Source organism: Acinetobacter colistiniresistens (assembly GCF_000413935.1).
Taxonomy (GTDB): Bacteria; Pseudomonadota; Gammaproteobacteria; order Pseudomonadales; family Moraxellaceae; genus Acinetobacter; species Acinetobacter colistiniresistens.
Genome location: NZ_KE340381.1, coordinates 199,209 through 215,827, shown reverse-complemented (window position 1 = coordinate 215,827; position 16,619 = coordinate 199,209). Strand labels below are relative to the sequence as shown.

Below are 16,619 nucleotides of genomic sequence, written 5' to 3'. Positions count from 1 at the left end.
AACCTTAGACATAATGATCAACAGTTCACCTTCTCAAGACTTCGGTGCATGTGCATCGAGAGCCATGAATGCTTCCTTGGCGTTCTGCAGGGGAGGCAATTGGCCTAGCGAAGCTAAACCAAATGCATTTAAAAATTGGGGCGTTGTAATTAACAACGCAGGTCTTCCAGGTAAATCTCTGAAACCAGCTTCTTTAATCCAGTTCCAGTCAAAAAGCGTTCTTAAATTCTGGCTATTGTTGGATACACCACGAATTTGTTCAATATCAGCACGCGTGACAGGCTGATGGTAAGCAATCACTGCGACTGTTTCGAGTAATGACGGTGATAATTTGGTTGGGCGTTCTGGCCAAACCTGTGCGATAACATTTCGATATTTAGCACGTACTTGAAAGCGGAAACCTTGCGCCGTTTCAATCAACTCGATGGATCGGCCATGTTGCAACATCGCAAGCTGTTGTAAAAACGTACGTAATTGTTGCTTATTATATTGGTTTTGAAAGGCTTCTTTTAGGCGCGCAAGAGAAACTGGGGAGTCACTGGCGAATAAAATCGCTTCAATTTGCAATAAAACCTCATGATGAATGTCTTCAAATGACATGCCTTCATTTTGCTCAAATTGATCTAAATTCATGCCGTCACTCCTTGAATCGTTAAGGGAGCTTCAATTCCGGTATGAATAATTTGAATTTTTTGCTGACGTGTCAGTTCAAGTACCGCCATAAACGTAACGACCATACCCATACGGCCTTGCATCGGATTTAATAACTCAATAAAACTCAAGGCTTCACCTGATGCCAGTTGGCTTTCAATAAAGGCAATACGTTCTTCTAAGAGGACGGGCTCTTGTGCCACCACATGGGTGATCGGTTCTGGGCGGTTGAAGACGCAAAATAAAGCATCGTGCAAGGCGGCAACATCATAGCCTTCATAAATCGGGGCAATATGCCCAATACTGACATTGGTACTAAAAGTATCGCGCTCGAAAATTGGCATTTGCCCCAATCGTTCAGCCGCTTGCTTGATACGTAAATAGGTTTCTAAACGATCAATCAATTCCTGTTTCGGATCTTTTTCAAACTGATCAACAGCAACAGGTTTTGGTAGAAGTAGGCGTGATTTCAGATCAGCCAGTAATGCAGCCATCACCATATAATCTGCAGTTAATTCGATATTGAGTGATTTCATGCTATCCATATAGGACAGATATTGGGTTGCAATCGGAGAAATATCGACCTGCAATAAATCAAAGCCATTTTTTTGAATCAGATAAATCAGAAAATCTAAGGGACCTTCAAATTGTTCCAGTAAAATTTCAAACGCAGCAGGCGGTATATATAAATCTTCAGGTATGACTTCTTGCCACTCGTCAAGCACGCGAATGGAAGGAGTGGACTCCAAAGTTTTGGGGAGAATTTGGTTCATTACCGTTATAAGCCACGCGAATTTTCAAAAGCATGAAAGATATAATTTTTTGTGCGAAGAGAGGCACATGCTACCAAGAGCAGGCCTATTGTAATCGAAATTGCCAATTTAATAAATTGCTGACTTACAAAAACCTTAAACTTCTCAGGGTATTTTCTGTATTTATGCAAGATTATATCGGCCATAGAAAAAACGTATGCTTAAATGAGCAGCGAAATCATTATTTTATTTAAATGATAAATTGCCATGAAACAATATTTAAAAACACAGCAGAACCCATTTGGACAAACCGTTGGCTTTGCCTTAGACCATCCACCTAGCCAGCTAATCAGCAGCGATCTCGTGAGTCACTCCTTAAGACTGATTCATATCGTCGATGAAATCTCTGATCAGGCGGCCAGTCAGATTTGGCAAGTGGTTGTCACAGAGCCCAATGCAGCATGTTGGACTTATTTACCTTATGTCGCACCGCAAAGCCAGATTTTGTTAAAACAGGATTTACAAAATCTATTTGGTTTTAATGGCTCTACACATTTCCTCATAGAAGTCGATGGAGAAATTCAAGGCTGGATTGCATTGTTAAATCCAAGACTGGAACTGGGGGTAATTGAAATCGGCAATGTTTATTTTTCCCATCGAATGAAAAAATCTAAAGCTTCAACTGAAACGATGTTTTTACTGTTACAACAATGTTTTGCTCACGGGTTTAGACGTGTAGAGTGGAAATGTGATGATTGTAATGCACCTTCTAAAGCTGCTGCTTTACGGTTTGGTTTTCAGTACGAAGGTTTATTCCGTCAAGATCGGATTACCAAAGGGCATAACCGTAATACCGCATGGTTTTCAATCCTTGATGAAGAATGGCCTGATTTAGAAAAAATTTATCAACAATGGCTCAGTCCTGATAACTTTGATGCGCAAGGTTTTCAAAAACAGCGATTGTCTGATTTTTTGATTGATTAAAGATCAGTGCTTATTCAAAAGCACTGACATCACCGACACCACGACGTACGATTTCAGGATTTTCTCCAGATAAATCCACAATACTGGTGGTGGATAAGGTACCGAAGCCGCTGTCGATAAATACATCTATACGTTTGCCTAACTGGTTTTCAATATCATAAGGATCATCTAGCGGATCTTTTTGATCAGGTAAAATCAGAGTACTGGTTAACAACGGTTCACCCAGTTCTTGTAATAAGGCCTGCGCAACAGGATTACTTGGAATACGCAGACCAATGGTTTTTTTCTTTGGATGCATTAAACGTTTTGGCACTTCGCTAGTCGCGGGCAAAATAAAGGTGGTGACTGCGGGGGTATTATTTTTCAATAAGCGATACATGGCATTATCAACTTTGGCATAGGTCGCAATGTCAGATAAATCACAACACATAATGGCATATTGATGCTTCGGGCCTAAGCCACGAATTTGTGCAATCCGTTCCATTGCACTTTTATTGCCGATTTGGCAACCAATCGCATAAGCTGCATCGGTGGGATAAACCACCACATCACCTGCACGAATACGTTCTACCGCTTGGGTAATTAAGCGAGCCTGTGGATTCTCAGGATGAATATGTAAATGCAACATCTTTGAACTCCCTGATCTATATGGCTAAATTTAGTATGAAACGGGTTATGGTTAAGTTGCAAGCATTAGATGTGACAATTTTGTCTTTTAATCAAGGTCTTCGCGTTTAAATTCATCTCGTTGTAATGGTGTACTATTCCGTGTGCAATGGCAGATGTAATGAATGAAATGTGCAGCGTCGCGTGGCAATTTAGCTTCGCCAGAAAAATAACGCTGTACTTGTGCAAAGACATGATCTTTAAAGTGCTGGCCATTGCCGCTGTCGCCGGTTAAATTATCCAAAGAGACACGAAATTTCCGACCAAAGGCAGTCGCAAACAACCATTCAATCGCTTGTGGTTTGATTTCGACTTGCTCAAATAAGGCTTGTTGTTCGGCGGTTCGACCATCTGGCGCATACCAATAACCAAGATCAGGCAATAGGCGACGTTGCGCGCCAGAAATGCTCCAATGGCTGATTTCATGCAGGGCACTATTAAAGAAACCGTGGGCAAATTGGATTCTTGCGGCATGCTGATTTGTCGCTGGGAAATATTCTGGTTCAAAATCACCTTTAACTAGTGTCACATTATGGTGGGAAAACCAGTGATTAAAGTGTAAAATAAGCCAATCGACCTGTTCTGGTTCTGATGTTAACTTTTGCCAAGATGAGCGTTGCACTTGGTCTGGCATTAACGCAGGAGCAGAGGTTGAATGGGTGCTAACAAGTAATGAAGTTGTTACTTCAAGTTGCGGCTGCAACAGGTGCATTGCTTAATTTACCCCGAGTTCTGTCTAAAGAAGTGCAAAATTGTATCTTAATCTTTGACAGAGTACCGATGAATTTGTAGAATTGCCGCCTTAATTATGTCAGCAAATACCTTTCCGGCACAGATTGAGCCGTTTAAATGGGCTGAACAGGGCTTTACATGGTCAGGCACACTGCCATTGTCTCGCTTTGCTCGTATCGCTCGTGAAGCTGTTGGATCAATTAATGATCGATTGATCAACGTAGACTGTAAGCTATCAATGGATGCATATCATCGCATTGTATGGCTGGATGGACATATTGAAACGAAAGTTCCAATGGAATGCCAACGTTGTTTGGATACTGTTGAAACTGAACTTGTTTCAAACTTCCATTTGGCTTTGATCGATGATGAGTCACTGATAGAGCGCTTGGATGAGGATGCTGATTTCATCGTTTTAGGTGAAAGTGAGTCTTCGAAAAAGGGTGATTTTGATACACCTGCTTCGATTGATTTGCTCGCACTACTAGAAGATGAACTGTTATTGTTGATGCCTTTATCTCCCAAGCATGATGTTTGTGAGCATAAGCATCGACCTGCCATTCAGGACGTTGTCGAAGAGAAGCGGGATAACCCGTTTGATGTTTTGGCAAGTTTGAAGGGTAAACTTAACTCATAATTTGTGATATAATGTTGAGTTAAGACAACTGAATTTGTTTCTGATCCATTTTTTCGATCTTTGTAAGGAGCCATCATGGCCGTTCAGCAAAACCGTAAAAGTCGCTCTCGCCGTGACATGCGCCGTTCACATGACGCTTTAACCGAGAATGCATTATCTGTAGACCAAACTACTGGTGAAACTCATCGTCGTCACCACGTGACTAAAGACGGTATTTACCGTGGTCGTCAATTATTCGCTAAAGCAGCTGATGCTGAATAATTGAACCATATGCATTAAGCGTTAGCTTAAAGTATAGAAAAAATGGGAGCGAAAGCTCCCTTTTTTGTTGTTTTTCGCAATTAAAAAACGATTTAATCAATGGTAAATTGCCGCATCGGAAAAGAGTCTGTTGTCATTCTCATGTAGAATCATGGGAGTTGATGAAACTGGCGATAGACCATTTTAAGGATTTTTATATGTCGACTAAACGACTTGAGCAGGCAGCTCAAGCAACAAAAACAGCATTTGTTTTTCCGGGTCAGGGCTCACAAAAAGCAGGTATGCTGGCTGAACTTGCAGAGCAGTTTAGTGTCGTACAAGATACATTTGCAGAAGCATCAGCAGCGCTTGGTTTTGATCTTTGGCAGATTGCCCAAAGCGGCGAGGGTTTAGATCAAACTGAAAACACTCAACCTGTGTTGCTGACTGCAAGTATTGCCTTGTGGCGTGTTTGGTTAGAATTGGGCGGTATCGCACCGAAGTACTTGGCTGGACACTCTTTGGGAGAATACAGCGCGTTGGTTGCTGCAGAAGCAATGACCTTGGCTGATGCGGTGAAACTGGTTCATTTGCGTGGCAAATTGATGCAGAGCGCTGTTCCTCAGGGTACAGGTGCAATGGCGGCCATTCTTGGTTTGGCGGATGAAAAAGTGATTGAGCTTTGTCAGAATGCCAATGCCTCTGCTGCGGGACAAGGCTCGGTTGAAGCTGCAAATTATAATGCACAAGGGCAGGTTGTGATTGCAGGTAGCACGGCTTTGGTTCAGCAAGTCATGGCAGAAGCAAAAGAACAATCAGGTAAGGCCATCGCATTGCCTGTTTCGGTGCCTTCACATTGTACCTTGATGAAGCCAGCCGCAGAAAAGTTTGCGGAAGCTTTGGAACAAACTGCCATTGAGCTACCATGCCTTCCTGTAATACAAAATGTCAACGCGGAAATCGCGACAGATGTTGCCCAGTTACGTCAGGCATTAACGGCTCAGTTGTATCAGTCAGTTCAATGGACACGGACCATGCAATATCTGCAAGATCAGGGTATTCAGTATGTGGTTGAATGTGGACCAGGTACCGTGCTCAGTAATCTTGCCAAGCGATTACCGAACATAGAAAAAGCATTTGCCATTGATAGCAAAGCACGTATGGAAGATGCCCTAAACGCAGTGTTAGTGGCAGAAGGAAAAATTGCATGACACAACAACGAAAAGTTGCGTTAGTGACAGGAGCAAGCCGCGGTATTGGCGCAGCGATTGCACAGCAACTCATTCAAGACGGTTTTTTTGTAGTTGGTACCGCGACTTCTGAAGCAGGCGCGCAAAAATTGACAGAAAGCTTTGCTGAGCATGGAACAGGCGCTGTACTGGATGTTCGTGATGGCGCAGCCATTGATGCACTGGTATCAGACATTGAGCAAAAATATGGTTCAGTATTGGTATTGGTCAACAATGCAGGCATTACCAAAGATAATTTGTTGCTTCGTATGTCTGAAGATGATTGGGATGACATTCTCAATATCCATCTGAAAGCGGTTTACCGCTTATCTAAGCGTGTATTGAAAGGCATGACCAAAGCACGTTTTGGTCGCATTATTAATATCAGTTCGGTGGTTGCACACTTTGCCAATCCTGGACAAGCGAACTACTCGGCAGCAAAAGCAGGGATTGAAGCGTTCAGTCGTAGCTTAGCCAAAGAGATGGGAAGCCGTCAGATTACAGTGAACAGTGTTGCACCTGGTTTCATTGCCACTGAAATGACTGATCAGTTAAGCGAAGAGATTCGTAAAAAAATGACTGATCAAGTTGCTTTAAATCGTTTAGGTGAACCTCAAGATATTGCTGATGCAGTGAGTTTCCTTGCCAGCGATAAGGCTAGTTACATTACTGGTACAGTTTTACATGTAAATGGTGGTCTATACATGGCCTAAGTGGCGATGTATAAACTTTTAAAAAATTTAATATTCAATTAAACTAGTGGCAAATTAAAACGCCACAAGCAATGAGGAGAATTCCTGTGAGCGATATCGAACAACGCATCAAACAAGCTGTAGCTGAACAATTAGGTATGCGTGCTGAAGAGATTAAGAACGAAGCATCTTTCATGGATGACTTGGGTGCTGACTCTTTAGATTTGGTTGAACTTGTAATGTCTTTCGAAAATGATTTTGACATCACGATTCCGGATGAAGATTCAAACGAAATCACAACTGTTCAATCTGCAATCGATTACGTAACTAAGAAACTTGGTTAATCATCTTGCATGATCAAAAGCCACCGTAAGGTGGCTTTTTTGTGTGTAATGCTTTCGCAACAGAATGTTTTTGATTAAGTTCTAATGCATATACATATATTTACAAGACCGCTTTAAATTGAAACTCGTGTAATTTATTTTTTCTGTATAACTAGATGTAGGTCGATTTTGACCATATGCGGTTAATAATTACAGAGGAAATAACAATGGGTCTTTTTGATTTTGTTAAAGGTATTGGTAAGAAAAATACAGCGCCTGCAGAACCTCAAGCTGCGCCAGCAACACCAGCTGAACCTTCAGCTCAAGAGATTGCAAATAAATTATTAGGTTTGATTAAAAGTTTAGGCCTTGGGGTTGAAGGTTTGGCTGTGACATATAACAGCACGACGGATACAGCAACGATTAAAGGGCAGGTTAAAAGTCAGGCGGATAAAGAAAAGATTGTACTTGCTGTAGGAAATACTGATCATGTCGCACAAGTTGATGATCAGATGACAGTGGAAAGCCCTGAGCCAGAAAGTAAATTCTATACGGTGAAATCAGGCGACAACTTATCGAAGATTTCAAAAGAGTATTATGGTGATCCAAACCAATACAATAAAATCTTTGAAGCTAATCGACCATTACTTAAAAATGCAGATGACATTTTCCCAGGTCAAGTGTTACGTATTCCGCAGTAAATTATGCATGTTAAAAAAGGCGCTGATTGCGCCTTTTTTATTAAACTTTTATTCGAAAGTTCATTTTACACACAGATGCTAAAAGCGTTTTGGAAGCTTTTGCCCATTGGGCACTGGCGTTTCTGCCTGTTTTAATACACCAAATAACCAGGTTTCAGCATGCTGAACCGCAATTTTTAAAGAATCACCTAGGGCCAAACGTCCAGCAATGAAACTTGCCAATGAACAACCTGAACCGTGGTATTGACCTTCTAAGCGAGGACAGCGGCTTTCAGCCAGCATTTTGCCATCGGCATAAAGCACATTACGGATATGATCTGGGGTGTCTTCATGGCCGCCTTTAACCAATACTGCTTTTGCACCCATTTCAAACAGTTTATGGGTCGCTTGTTCAATATCATCCAGACCAGTTAAGGCTCTTAGCTCAACCGTATTGGGGGTGATCACTGTCGCCAAAGGAATTAATTCCACAAAGGCTTTGACTAAGGTCGCCTGATCGCCGAGCGAACCACCACTATTTGCGACCAGTACCGGATCCAGCACATACAAATAATCGGGATGTTCACGCAAAAACTCAGCCAGCGCCGCAATATTATCTGTTGTGCCGAGCATACCTGACTTCACACATTTAATCGGCAGGTCACCGACTACGGCATTGGCTTGCGCCAACAGTAATTCTTTCGAAGTGGCTTCAAAACCGAACACTTGTTGTGAGTTTTGAATGGTTAAAGCAGTACAGGCAATGGCTGCATGTGCACCACTTTGTCCAATTGCTTCAATATCGGCCTGTAGGCCAGCTCCACCCGATGGATCTAAACCTGAAAAACAAAGTACGGTTGGACGCACTGCAATTTCCTTTTATTCTTCAATCTACGGTAGTATAGGGAAGTTTCGAGAAACTCTCGACTCTGTTGTGTAAGACTGCAAGAGATTGAACGAATGACGATCAAAAATATTCTCATCGATTTAGATGGAACCTTAACCGATCCTAAAACTGGGATTCATGGTTCAATTCGTTTTGCGTTAGAAAAATTAGGCCAGCCTGTCGCTGATGATGTAGATCTGGACTGGACCATTGGGCCACCCCTCAAAGCATCTTTGGCAAAATTACTGAATACCCAAGATGATGCGTTGGCTGAACAGGCTTTGCTGGCTTACCGCGAACGTTTTTCGGTCACCGGCTTATTTGAAAATGAGGTTTATCCAAGCGTCGTTGAGACTTTGCAACAATTACAAGCACAAGGCTATGCTTTGTTCTTGGCGACAGCCAAGCCTATCATTTATGCCAAGCAGATTCTGGCTCATTTCCAGCTGGATCAATATTTTACCGAAATGTATGGCAGTGAACTGACTGGTGAGCGAACCAATAAGGCTGACTTAATTGCCTATATTCTTGAACAGCAACAACTGGATGCACAGCATTGCATTATGGTGGGGGATCGCCAATATGACATTATGGGTGCACGTGCCAATGGGATTGAAACTATTGCAGTGAATTATGGCTATGGTCGAGCAGAGGAGTTGGCTCAGGCGGAGCCTATGACGCAAATTTCACAGTTTAGTCAGCTCATTGAAACAGTGGCTGAACTGAACGCAGAACAAAAAGTTTCATAAAACGAATTGTAAAAAGCCTCGAATGATCGAGGCTTTTTATTTTCATCAGAGATTATGTTTGAGACGATATTGCACCAGTTCATCGATACTGATTACCGTAAGACCATGGGTTTGTGCATAAGCAAGCACTTGGATACCTGACGCCATTGAACCATCTGGATTGGTCAATTCACACAGTACTCCAGCTGGTTTTAAACCTGCCAAACGTGCTAAATCAATGGTTCCTTCGGTATGGCCACGACGGCTCAACACACCACCTTCACGTGCGCGTAAAGGAAAAACATGACCTGGGCGATTGAGGTCAGTTGCTACGGCACCTTCTTGGGTTGCTGCCAAAACGGTGGTGACGCGATCTTTGGCTGAAACACCCGTAGTCACGCCTTGTGCGGCTTCAATGGTTACGGTAAATGCGGTTTTGAATTGGCTAGAATTGTCGACTACCATGGGTGGAAGTTCTAAATGATCAGCCAAGGCTTCAGTTAGGCATAAACACACAATACCTGAACCATCCCGAATCATTTGTGCCATGGTTTCAACGGTCAGTGTTTCCGCCGCGATAATCAGGTCTGCTTCATTTTCACGGTCAAAGTCATCCATCACCAACACAGGTTTGCCTTGGTGGATGTCTTCTAAAGCTTGTTGAATACGTTGTTCAGCAGGAGAAAGGGCTGAAAAGAAAAATTCGGGTTGAATTAAACTGGACATAATGAAACGCTCTCGTAATTAGGATACGGTTGAACATTTCAGGACTGATGTAAAAATAAGCGTGCACAAAAACAACGCCAAAAGCGTGTTCCAGTGATTTCGTCTTCTTTCATCCGGACTATACCGTCGGCTTTGGTTTCTCACCAAATCTGCGAGTATATAAATATATACAGGCTCGTGGGCTGATTAGGTCATTGGATTGTGATGCCTAACTTACCACCGGTGGGGAATCTCACCCCGCCCTGAAGCGATGTGCTTTGATTATAGCCAGATTTTTATGACAAAAGGCAACTTTTTATAGAATGAATCGTTCTATAAAAATGAAAAAAAGAACTGAGCTGTTGTTCAGGTTTTGCTGCCGATCTGTGAAATTGGCAATCGCATGAAATTGAGCATACACTCAATAGATAAAATAATAATCATGAGTAGAGATCAGTAAAATGGAGAAAGTAGAGAAAACTGAGCTAGAACAATTGGCGCAACAATTACATCGACCCGTTATGAGTCTTCAAGCATTTTCTCAATTATCTAGTCAAGATTTGGCTTGGCTCAATCAGCAATTACAACGCACCCTTGAGCATGAAGATCAGAAAATGAATCAGAGCTTATATCAGACTCCTTTTTTTCTACGTTGGTTGTTCCGAGATCGATAAGGGGGAAGGAAAGCCATGACTCGACTTGCGGTACAGGCAGAAATCATCAAGTTGGCACGTATCTTGAGGGTTACTGAAGCAGAATTGGTATTTATGCAGTCCTTGGCGCCTGAAAATTTAAGGCAATTCCGTTTTGCGCTCTTAGAACGATTACAGAATCAGCAGAAAAAACGATTTCGCTATTTGGCCGCCTGGGTCAATTGGCTACCGCGCTGGATCAGTGTTTTTATGGTGAAACACGTCTTGGAACCCTTTATCGTGGCGCAAATTGCGGTGTATTTGTCCACTGAGCGTTCTTATCGTATCGTGAAGCACTTGCCGGCTAAAACTGTTGCTGCAATCTCAGTGTATTTAGATCCACGCTTGGCCAGAGAGTTGTTGGGCTATCTTACTACGCATCAGATTACGGAGATTAGTCAAGTCCTGCTGGAACAGCGTGATTTTGTCACCATGGGGCGCTTCGTCAGCATGTTGTCTGATGCGGTTTTACAAGATGTGGCGCAAGTGGTTGAGAGTGAGAGTGATTTGCTGAAGATTGCTTTTTTTATCGAGTCACGTGAGCAAATTGATCATTTGGTGCATGTCTTGCCCAAACAGCGGATTGAGAAAGCCTTATTGATTATTGGTGATCCAGCACAGCGCTTAGTCTGGCCCAAAGTTTTGGCGCTGATGAGTTATATCAGTTATGGGCTGAAACAGGAGTTGGGTGATCTAGCGGTTCTGCAAGGCGAACCTGTGGTCAATGCCATTATTCAAGCCACACAGGAAGATCAGTTATGGGAAGATATGTTGCCTGTTGTGGCTTGCTTGTCGGCACAAGCACAGCGTTTTGTTGCCAATTTGCCAGCATTAAGGCGTGTGGACATTATCCAGAGTATTGTTGAGGCGGCAGATCGTTGCGATTTGTGGACTGATATGTTGGTTATTGTGAACTATATGCAAGATGAGGCAAGAGAGGTCGTCGCAACCGCAATTGCCCAAATTGATGAGCAAGTCCTGCATCATATTGCTTATGCCTCATTATTACGCTCACAATGGGAAGTGACATTTGACATTATGCGACGGATGCCTGTTGCAAAGCAGCAACAGTGCCATCGTATTCTTGATGGCTATATGCAGCAACTAGACCCTGAAACTTATCGGTATTTAGATGCTTTACTTGATCGCTATCAGATTCAGTCTTCCGATGTGTAATTCCTATCTTACTTATGCACTGGGTAGTGTTTCTCGAATGGGGAGCAGCATTTCTATGGCATGGTCATAGCCGCGTTCAACCAGTTCATCCAGTTTATGCCAGTCAAACATACCGATGCCTTCGATCGGCATGCGCACATGTAAATTGGCCCGTTCAATGGCTGCTGTTTGAATCATGGTATCACTGGCAAGGGTCGCAGTACGCATCAGGATTTCTGCCAGTCGTGGTGCATGTAATAGTTTATCTTTAATCACTTTATTCCAGTTGAGCAGGGCACTTTGATCGGGTTTATCCAGACCAATACCAGGGACTCGGATATCATCGTGTAAACTGACATTACTGGCGATAATGGTGCCTCTTTCTAAATTCTGCATGACATCGGTGGGGAGATTATTAATCACACCACCGTCACAGAGGAGATTTTCATGCCAAGCAACGGGTGGTGCAACCCCGGGCACACTCATACTGGTGCCGACCCAAGTTGCAAGTTCACCTTGATCATGAATGACGGCCTGTCCTGTGGTGAGATTGGTCGAAATACAGTAATAGGTCTGTCTAAGTTCTTCGATACGTCGGTGTCCAAAAATGGCATGGAGGCGGCTATGAAAGCGCTGTCCCCGAATCAGGGAAACCCGTGGCATGGTGTAATCATTGAGATAATTGCGTGCTACAAAAGTCTCATAAGCGATATGGGTCATTTCGACACTGTCAAAACCACAAGCGACCAATGCGGCCACAAAAGCCCCCATACTGGTACCACCGACAATATCAATCGGGATATGCAATTGCTCCAGCGCACGAATTAAACCAATATGGGCAAAGCCACGTGCACCTCCACCGCCAAGGACCAAACCCACACCTTGACTGGAAATCTGACGCGCCACCGCACAGATATCATTCTGAGCCCAAGGATGGACAAAGTAATGGGCACGGGCATGATAGAGCTGTTTCCAGATTAAGGTATGGGGTGAAGGATCACCTTCGGAACGAAGCAAAACCAATTCAATTGGGCTTTGCCATTCGTGTTGACTGAGCACATGCGAGAGTGGGGTTTGGGTCGGTGTTTGATTGGCCTCGGCCAGAATCAGAATCCGATCTGCCTGATGCAAACAGCGCTTTGACCATTCATCCTCACTGTTGTCGGCGGCATAAAGTACATAGCAATGCTTTTCTTCTAAGCTGGCCAACCATTGTCTAAGTTGTAAATCTTCAGGGCTGTAATCCAATGGGGTTTGGCTGAAACCTACTCCAAACAGGGCATCAATATGCGCCGCAGTTACTAAACGTACATGCGGCCAACGCTGTAGGTGTTCAGTGAGTTTTTCTGCCAAATGGCTGGCGGGAATCTGGGCAGAGACAGGAATGACCGAAAGTGTTCGGCTGCTTCCCATCACGTGACAATGTTGCTGTTCAGGTTGTGAACGATTGATGATCAGTCTGGATAAGGCAAACAGGACTTTGGGATGCTGATGGATAAAATCTAAAAACTGTTGCTGAGGAATACCGAGTAGGGCTGTGTCTCGAACAGCATTGACCGTACCATGATGCGGCTGATTGGAAATCACGCCCGTTTCACCGATAAGCTCATGACGGCCATAATAGGTCAATACTCCCGTCGTGGTGGTAAGTTTGACGCGCCCATAGGCAACAATATAGACATGATCAGCAATATCATGGACACAATACAGTTGTTGTCCCGTTTGCAGATGACGAATATGACAATAGGGTAGCAATGGCTCAAGCATCGTATGATCTAGCTCAGCAAAGAGGCTCACTTTACTTAAAATATTAATAATATCCATATTGTTCAAATTATCTTTATTGTCTTTTTATTGAACAAATTCTAGCGCTATTTTGCAAGTTTGCTTGCGTAAAACCTGACCTTATTTTTCAGTGTTTTTGTATTTATACTGGAGATATTAAATTGATGTTATTCAGTCAATAAAAAAGCCAGTTCATATATGCGACTGGCTTTTTGGAAATCTTTGATTGCTTATGCAATTTGTACAGGAATACAGTTTGCAGTGTGGTTCACTGTATTGTCTGGATTTGCATAGACTAAACGTGGTTTGTGAAGATTGGCTTCAACTTCGGTAAAATCACCAAAAGTCGCAATAATCACTAAATCACCGACATCAGCTTGATGGGCTGCACCACCATTGACTGAGATAATGCCTGAATCGTCTTCACCACGAATTGCATAAGTGGTAAAGCGTTTACCATTGGTGACGTTCCATACGTGGATTTCTTCGTATTCACGAATCCCTGCTAAGTCCATTAATACGCCATCAATTGCGCAAGAACCTTCATAATGAAGCTCTGCATGAGTCACAACTGCACGGTGAATTTTACATTTTAATAAACGAGATAGCATGGCTAGCGTCTCCTGAGTAAGACCTAAGATGATTCTCTTAAGGTTGACTTGTCACGTTTTCCGCGGGCTATGGGCGGTTTGATGCGCATTTTGCGCTTAAAAATACAATATGGCAAGCGGGATTGATCAACAATTCAGTTTAAGCAGGCTTGTAAGCATTAATTTGATTCATGGCCTGTGACACTTGCCCATCAACCAGCATTTTCACTTGGGATAAGGCATGATCAATGGCTGCATCCATTAAGCCTTGTTCACTGCTTGGTGCTTTGCCAAGAACATGACCAGAAACACGCTCTTTTGAACCGGGGTGTCCAATTCCAATGCGTAAGCGGTGGAAATTCGCACCGATATGCGGAACGATATCGCGAAGACCATTATGTCCGCCGTGTCCGCCACCTGTTTTCAAACGAATAATACCTGGATTCATATCCAGTTCATCATGCGCGATCAGGATTGCTTCAGGAGCAACTTGATAAAATTTGGCGAAGGGGACAACACTTTGACCAGAACGGTTCATAAAAGTGGTGGGTAATAATAAACGAACGTCATGACCTTCGATCTGGCCACGACCACTGTATCCATGAAACTTAGGATCAGCTTTTAAAGAGATGCCATAACGATCTGCAAGCTGTTCAACGAACCAGAAACCTGCATTATGGCGGGTTTGGGCGTATTCCTTTCCAGGATTGCCCAAACCGACAATTAGCGAAATATTTGACACTAATTTACGCCTTTAACACTTATGCGCGTTTGAAGTCAGCGTGCATAGGAGTGTTTTTAGCTGGGTGACGTTGTAACGCTTGGATTTTAACGTTTTCAACTTTGTCACCGATTTTGATTTCGATAACTTCTTCGAAGAAAGCGTTGTTTTCTAAAGCTTTAACGATTTCACGAAGCTCTAAAGTAATTGCTACAGGCTCAGCGCTACCACCGTAGATGATTGCTGGAATTTGAGCAGCGTGGCGAAGGCGGCGGCTCGAACCTTTCCCTTGTTGTGCAGCTTCACGTGATTGAGCATTTAATACGAAGTTTGCCATGGGCATATCCTCATTGAGTGTAAGTAACTAAACTTGCGACCAGTTTAGTGATAGAAAAACCCTAGCGAGCTAGGGTTTAAGAAAAAAGCTGGGCTATTATAGATAACTATCGAACATTGCGCTAATAGATTCTTCGTTATTGATACGACGAATTGTTTCAGCAACCATGCTTGCAACAGAAACTTGGCGAATTTTGCCTAGGTTCAATGCTTCATCTGAAAGCGGAATGGTGTCTGTAACAACCAATTCATCAATCACAGAATTACGAAGGTTATCAATTGCTTTGCCAGATAGAACAGGGTGAGTCGCATAGGCAACAACACGGCGAGCACCAAATTGTTTCAGTGCATCCGCAGCTTTGCAAAGCGTACCTGCTGTATCTACCATGTCATCAACGATGACACAGTCACGATCTTTTACATCACCAATCAAATGCATCACTTGTGATTCATTTGCTTTTTGGCGACGCTTATCGATGATGGCTAAGTCGATATCACCCATTTGTTTTGCAACAGCACGGGCACGAACAACACCACCAACGTCAGGTGAAACCACCACGAGGTTATGATGTTGTTGTTGACGTAAGTCAGCCAATAACGCTGGCGTACCATAGATGTTGTCAACAGGGATATCGAAGAAACCTTGAATTTGGTCTGCGTGTAAGTCAATCATTACCACACGGTCAATTCCAACGGTTGTCAGCATATCTGCAACAACTTTCGCTGTAATTGGTACACGAGCAGAACGCGGACGACGATCTTGACGTGCATAACCGAAATAAGGAATGACAGCAGTGATACGACCAGCACTTGCGCGACGCAAAGCATCAGCCATAACCAAGATTTCCATCAGGTTATCATTGGTAGGCGCACAGGTAGACTGAACGATAAAAACGTCTTTACCACGAACATTTTCAGTAATTTCTACTGAAATTTCACCATCAGAGAACTTGCTTACAGAAGCAGCACCTAAAGGAATGTGTAAATGGCTTACGACTTTTTGCGCGAAATGTGGATGAGCACTTCCACTAAAAACGACAAGATTGGGCATGAAGCACCCTTGGCGGTTGGCTTATAATGAATTTGGATGGCAGGGGCGGCTGGATTCGAACCAACGGATGCCGAGATCAAAACCCGGTGCCTTACCACTTGGCGACGCCCCTAATGCGGCAGAACTTTAATAGTTTTACAGGATAATGTCAATATATTTGATCAAATATCAATATAAAACAAGTCTGTCTTAGATATGGCAGGGGCGGCTGGATTCGAACCAACGGATGCCGAGATCAAAACCCGGTGCCTTACCACTTGGCGACGCCCCTAAATTTGATGATATGTAATGGCAGGGGCGGCTGGATTCGAACCAACGGATGCCGAGATCAAAACCCGGTGCCTTACCACTTGGCGACGCCCCTATATATTACATATATCTACA

21 protein-coding genes, 3 tRNA genes and 1 riboswitch are annotated in these 16,619 nt (G+C 43.3%); of the genes, 10 read left to right on the top strand and 14 right to left on the bottom strand.

Annotation, left to right across the window (positions count from 1 at the left end):
• Nucleotides 1-33: 33 nt before the first annotated feature.
• Together scpB and F907_RS04420 are read right to left on the bottom strand one after the other, a co-directional pair.
• Nucleotides 34-633, bottom strand: a complete 600-nt coding sequence (scpB, locus tag F907_RS04415; protein WP_016652880.1) for an SMC-Scp complex subunit ScpB — start codon at nt 631-633, stop codon at nt 34-36.
• Nucleotides 630-1,424, bottom strand: coding sequence for a segregation and condensation protein A (locus F907_RS04420; RefSeq protein WP_016652879.1), 795 nt, complete (start codon nt 1,422-1,424; stop codon nt 630-632). Before F907_RS04420 ends, scpB begins: the two co-directional genes overlap by 4 nt.
• Nucleotides 1,425-1,670: 246 nt before the next feature.
• On the opposite strand from F907_RS04420, the gene F907_RS04425 reads away from it, so the two are divergent.
• Nucleotides 1,671-2,387 carry a GNAT family N-acetyltransferase gene (locus F907_RS04425; protein ID WP_016652878.1) on the top strand — a complete coding sequence of 239 codons (717 nt, stop codon included), beginning with the start codon at nt 1,671-1,673 and terminating at the stop codon, nt 2,385-2,387.
• Nucleotides 2,388-2,397: 10 nt separating this feature from the next.
• Here F907_RS04425 and F907_RS04430 read toward each other — a convergent pair whose 3' ends face one another.
• On the bottom strand, nt 2,398-3,015 hold the full coding sequence (locus tag F907_RS04430; RefSeq protein WP_004655282.1) for an L-threonylcarbamoyladenylate synthase: 618 nt from the start codon (nt 3,013-3,015) through the stop codon (nt 2,398-2,400).
• Nucleotides 3,016-3,102: 87 nt separating this feature from the next.
• Nucleotides 3,103-3,765, bottom strand: a complete 663-nt coding sequence (locus F907_RS04435; protein WP_016652877.1) for an elongation factor P hydroxylase — start codon at nt 3,763-3,765, stop codon at nt 3,103-3,105.
• A gap of 96 nt (nt 3,766-3,861) precedes the next feature.
• On the opposite strand from F907_RS04435, the gene F907_RS04440 reads away from it, so the two are divergent.
• The 6 genes from F907_RS04440 to lysM all read left to right on the top strand — a co-directional run bounded on the left by F907_RS04440 (nt 3,862) and on the right by lysM (nt 7,607).
• Nucleotides 3,862-4,422, top strand: a complete 561-nt coding sequence (locus F907_RS04440) for a YceD family protein (protein ID WP_005273275.1) — start codon at nt 3,862-3,864, stop codon at nt 4,420-4,422.
• A 75-nt stretch (nt 4,423-4,497) separates the two neighbouring features.
• Entirely contained in the window at nt 4,498-4,683 is a 186-nt protein-coding gene (gene rpmF, locus F907_RS04445) for a 50S ribosomal protein L32 (protein ID WP_004638135.1), read from the top strand.
• A 197-nt stretch (nt 4,684-4,880) separates the two neighbouring features.
• Nucleotides 4,881-5,873 (top strand): ACP S-malonyltransferase, encoded by a 993-nt coding sequence (fabD, locus tag F907_RS04450; protein ID WP_005273278.1) that lies wholly within the window; start codon nt 4,881-4,883, stop codon nt 5,871-5,873.
• Nucleotides 5,870-6,604: a 3-oxoacyl-ACP reductase FabG gene (gene fabG, locus F907_RS04455; RefSeq protein ID WP_005239296.1), complete on the top strand. Its 735-nt coding sequence runs from the start codon at nt 5,870-5,872 to the stop codon at nt 6,602-6,604. Before fabD ends, fabG begins: the two co-directional genes overlap by 4 nt.
• An 86-nt stretch (nt 6,605-6,690) precedes the next feature.
• Nucleotides 6,691-6,927 (top strand): acyl carrier protein, encoded by a 237-nt coding sequence (acpP, locus tag F907_RS04460; protein WP_004655272.1) that lies wholly within the window; start codon nt 6,691-6,693, stop codon nt 6,925-6,927.
• A 206-nt stretch (nt 6,928-7,133) separates the two neighbouring features.
• Nucleotides 7,134-7,607 (top strand): peptidoglycan-binding protein LysM, encoded by a 474-nt coding sequence (gene lysM, locus F907_RS04465; protein WP_016652876.1) that lies wholly within the window; start codon nt 7,134-7,136, stop codon nt 7,605-7,607.
• Between the two features lie 78 nt (nt 7,608-7,685).
• Here the strand turns inward: lysM and F907_RS04470 are convergent, their stop codons facing one another.
• Nucleotides 7,686-8,453: a hydroxymethylpyrimidine/phosphomethylpyrimidine kinase gene (locus F907_RS04470; RefSeq protein WP_016652875.1), complete on the bottom strand. Its 768-nt coding sequence runs from the start codon at nt 8,451-8,453 to the stop codon at nt 7,686-7,688.
• 93 nt (nt 8,454-8,546) lie between these two features.
• On the opposite strand from F907_RS04470, the gene F907_RS04475 reads away from it, so the two are divergent.
• Nucleotides 8,547-9,221 carry an HAD-IA family hydrolase gene (locus F907_RS04475; RefSeq protein ID WP_016652874.1) on the top strand — a complete coding sequence of 225 codons (675 nt, stop codon included), beginning with the start codon at nt 8,547-8,549 and terminating at the stop codon, nt 9,219-9,221.
• Between the two features lie 45 nt (nt 9,222-9,266).
• Here F907_RS04475 and ribB read toward each other — a convergent pair whose 3' ends face one another.
• Nucleotides 9,267-9,926: a 3,4-dihydroxy-2-butanone-4-phosphate synthase gene (gene ribB, locus F907_RS04480; RefSeq protein WP_016652873.1), complete on the bottom strand. Its 660-nt coding sequence runs from the start codon at nt 9,924-9,926 to the stop codon at nt 9,267-9,269.
• A 97-nt stretch (nt 9,927-10,023) separates the two neighbouring features.
• A riboswitch (FMN riboswitch) is annotated at nt 10,024-10,179 on the bottom strand.
• 187 nt (nt 10,180-10,366) lie between these two features.
• Between ribB and F907_RS04485 the strand changes: the two genes are divergently transcribed.
• Nucleotides 10,367-10,579, top strand: a complete 213-nt coding sequence (locus F907_RS04485; RefSeq protein WP_005273290.1) for a hypothetical protein — start codon at nt 10,367-10,369, stop codon at nt 10,577-10,579.
• A 15-nt stretch (nt 10,580-10,594) separates the two neighbouring features.
• Nucleotides 10,595-11,773 carry a hypothetical protein gene (locus F907_RS04490; RefSeq protein WP_016652872.1) on the top strand — a complete coding sequence of 393 codons (1,179 nt, stop codon included), beginning with the start codon at nt 10,595-10,597 and terminating at the stop codon, nt 11,771-11,773.
• Between the two features lie 12 nt (nt 11,774-11,785).
• Here the strand turns inward: F907_RS04490 and F907_RS04495 are convergent, their stop codons facing one another.
• From F907_RS04495 to F907_RS04530, 8 genes are all read right to left on the bottom strand, one after another.
• Nucleotides 11,786-13,576 carry a patatin-like phospholipase family protein gene (locus F907_RS04495; RefSeq protein WP_016652871.1) on the bottom strand — a complete coding sequence of 597 codons (1,791 nt, stop codon included), beginning with the start codon at nt 13,574-13,576 and terminating at the stop codon, nt 11,786-11,788.
• Between the two features lie 191 nt (nt 13,577-13,767).
• On the bottom strand, nt 13,768-14,148 hold the full coding sequence (gene panD, locus F907_RS04500) for an aspartate 1-decarboxylase (protein ID WP_004655255.1): 381 nt from the start codon (nt 14,146-14,148) through the stop codon (nt 13,768-13,770).
• A 139-nt stretch (nt 14,149-14,287) separates the two neighbouring features.
• The gene (gene pth / locus F907_RS04505) at nt 14,288-14,869 is read right to left on the bottom strand and encodes an aminoacyl-tRNA hydrolase (protein ID WP_005273295.1); all 582 of its coding nucleotides are present in this window, start codon (nt 14,867-14,869) and stop codon (nt 14,288-14,290) included.
• A gap of 19 nt (nt 14,870-14,888) precedes the next feature.
• Nucleotides 14,889-15,185, bottom strand: a complete 297-nt coding sequence (gene rplY / locus F907_RS04510) for a 50S ribosomal protein L25 (RefSeq protein WP_005239283.1) — start codon at nt 15,183-15,185, stop codon at nt 14,889-14,891.
• 96 nt (nt 15,186-15,281) lie between these two features.
• Complete coding sequence (locus tag F907_RS04515; protein ID WP_005239282.1) at nt 15,282-16,235, bottom strand: ribose-phosphate pyrophosphokinase; 954 nt, start codon at nt 16,233-16,235, stop codon at nt 15,282-15,284.
• A 37-nt stretch (nt 16,236-16,272) separates the two neighbouring features.
• Nucleotides 16,273-16,347 (bottom strand) — tRNA-Gln (locus tag F907_RS04520).
• An 84-nt stretch (nt 16,348-16,431) separates the two neighbouring features.
• Nucleotides 16,432-16,506 (bottom strand) — tRNA-Gln (locus F907_RS04525).
• Between the two features lie 18 nt (nt 16,507-16,524).
• Nucleotides 16,525-16,599, bottom strand: a tRNA-Gln gene (locus tag F907_RS04530).
• Nucleotides 16,600-16,619: the final 20 nt, after the last annotated feature.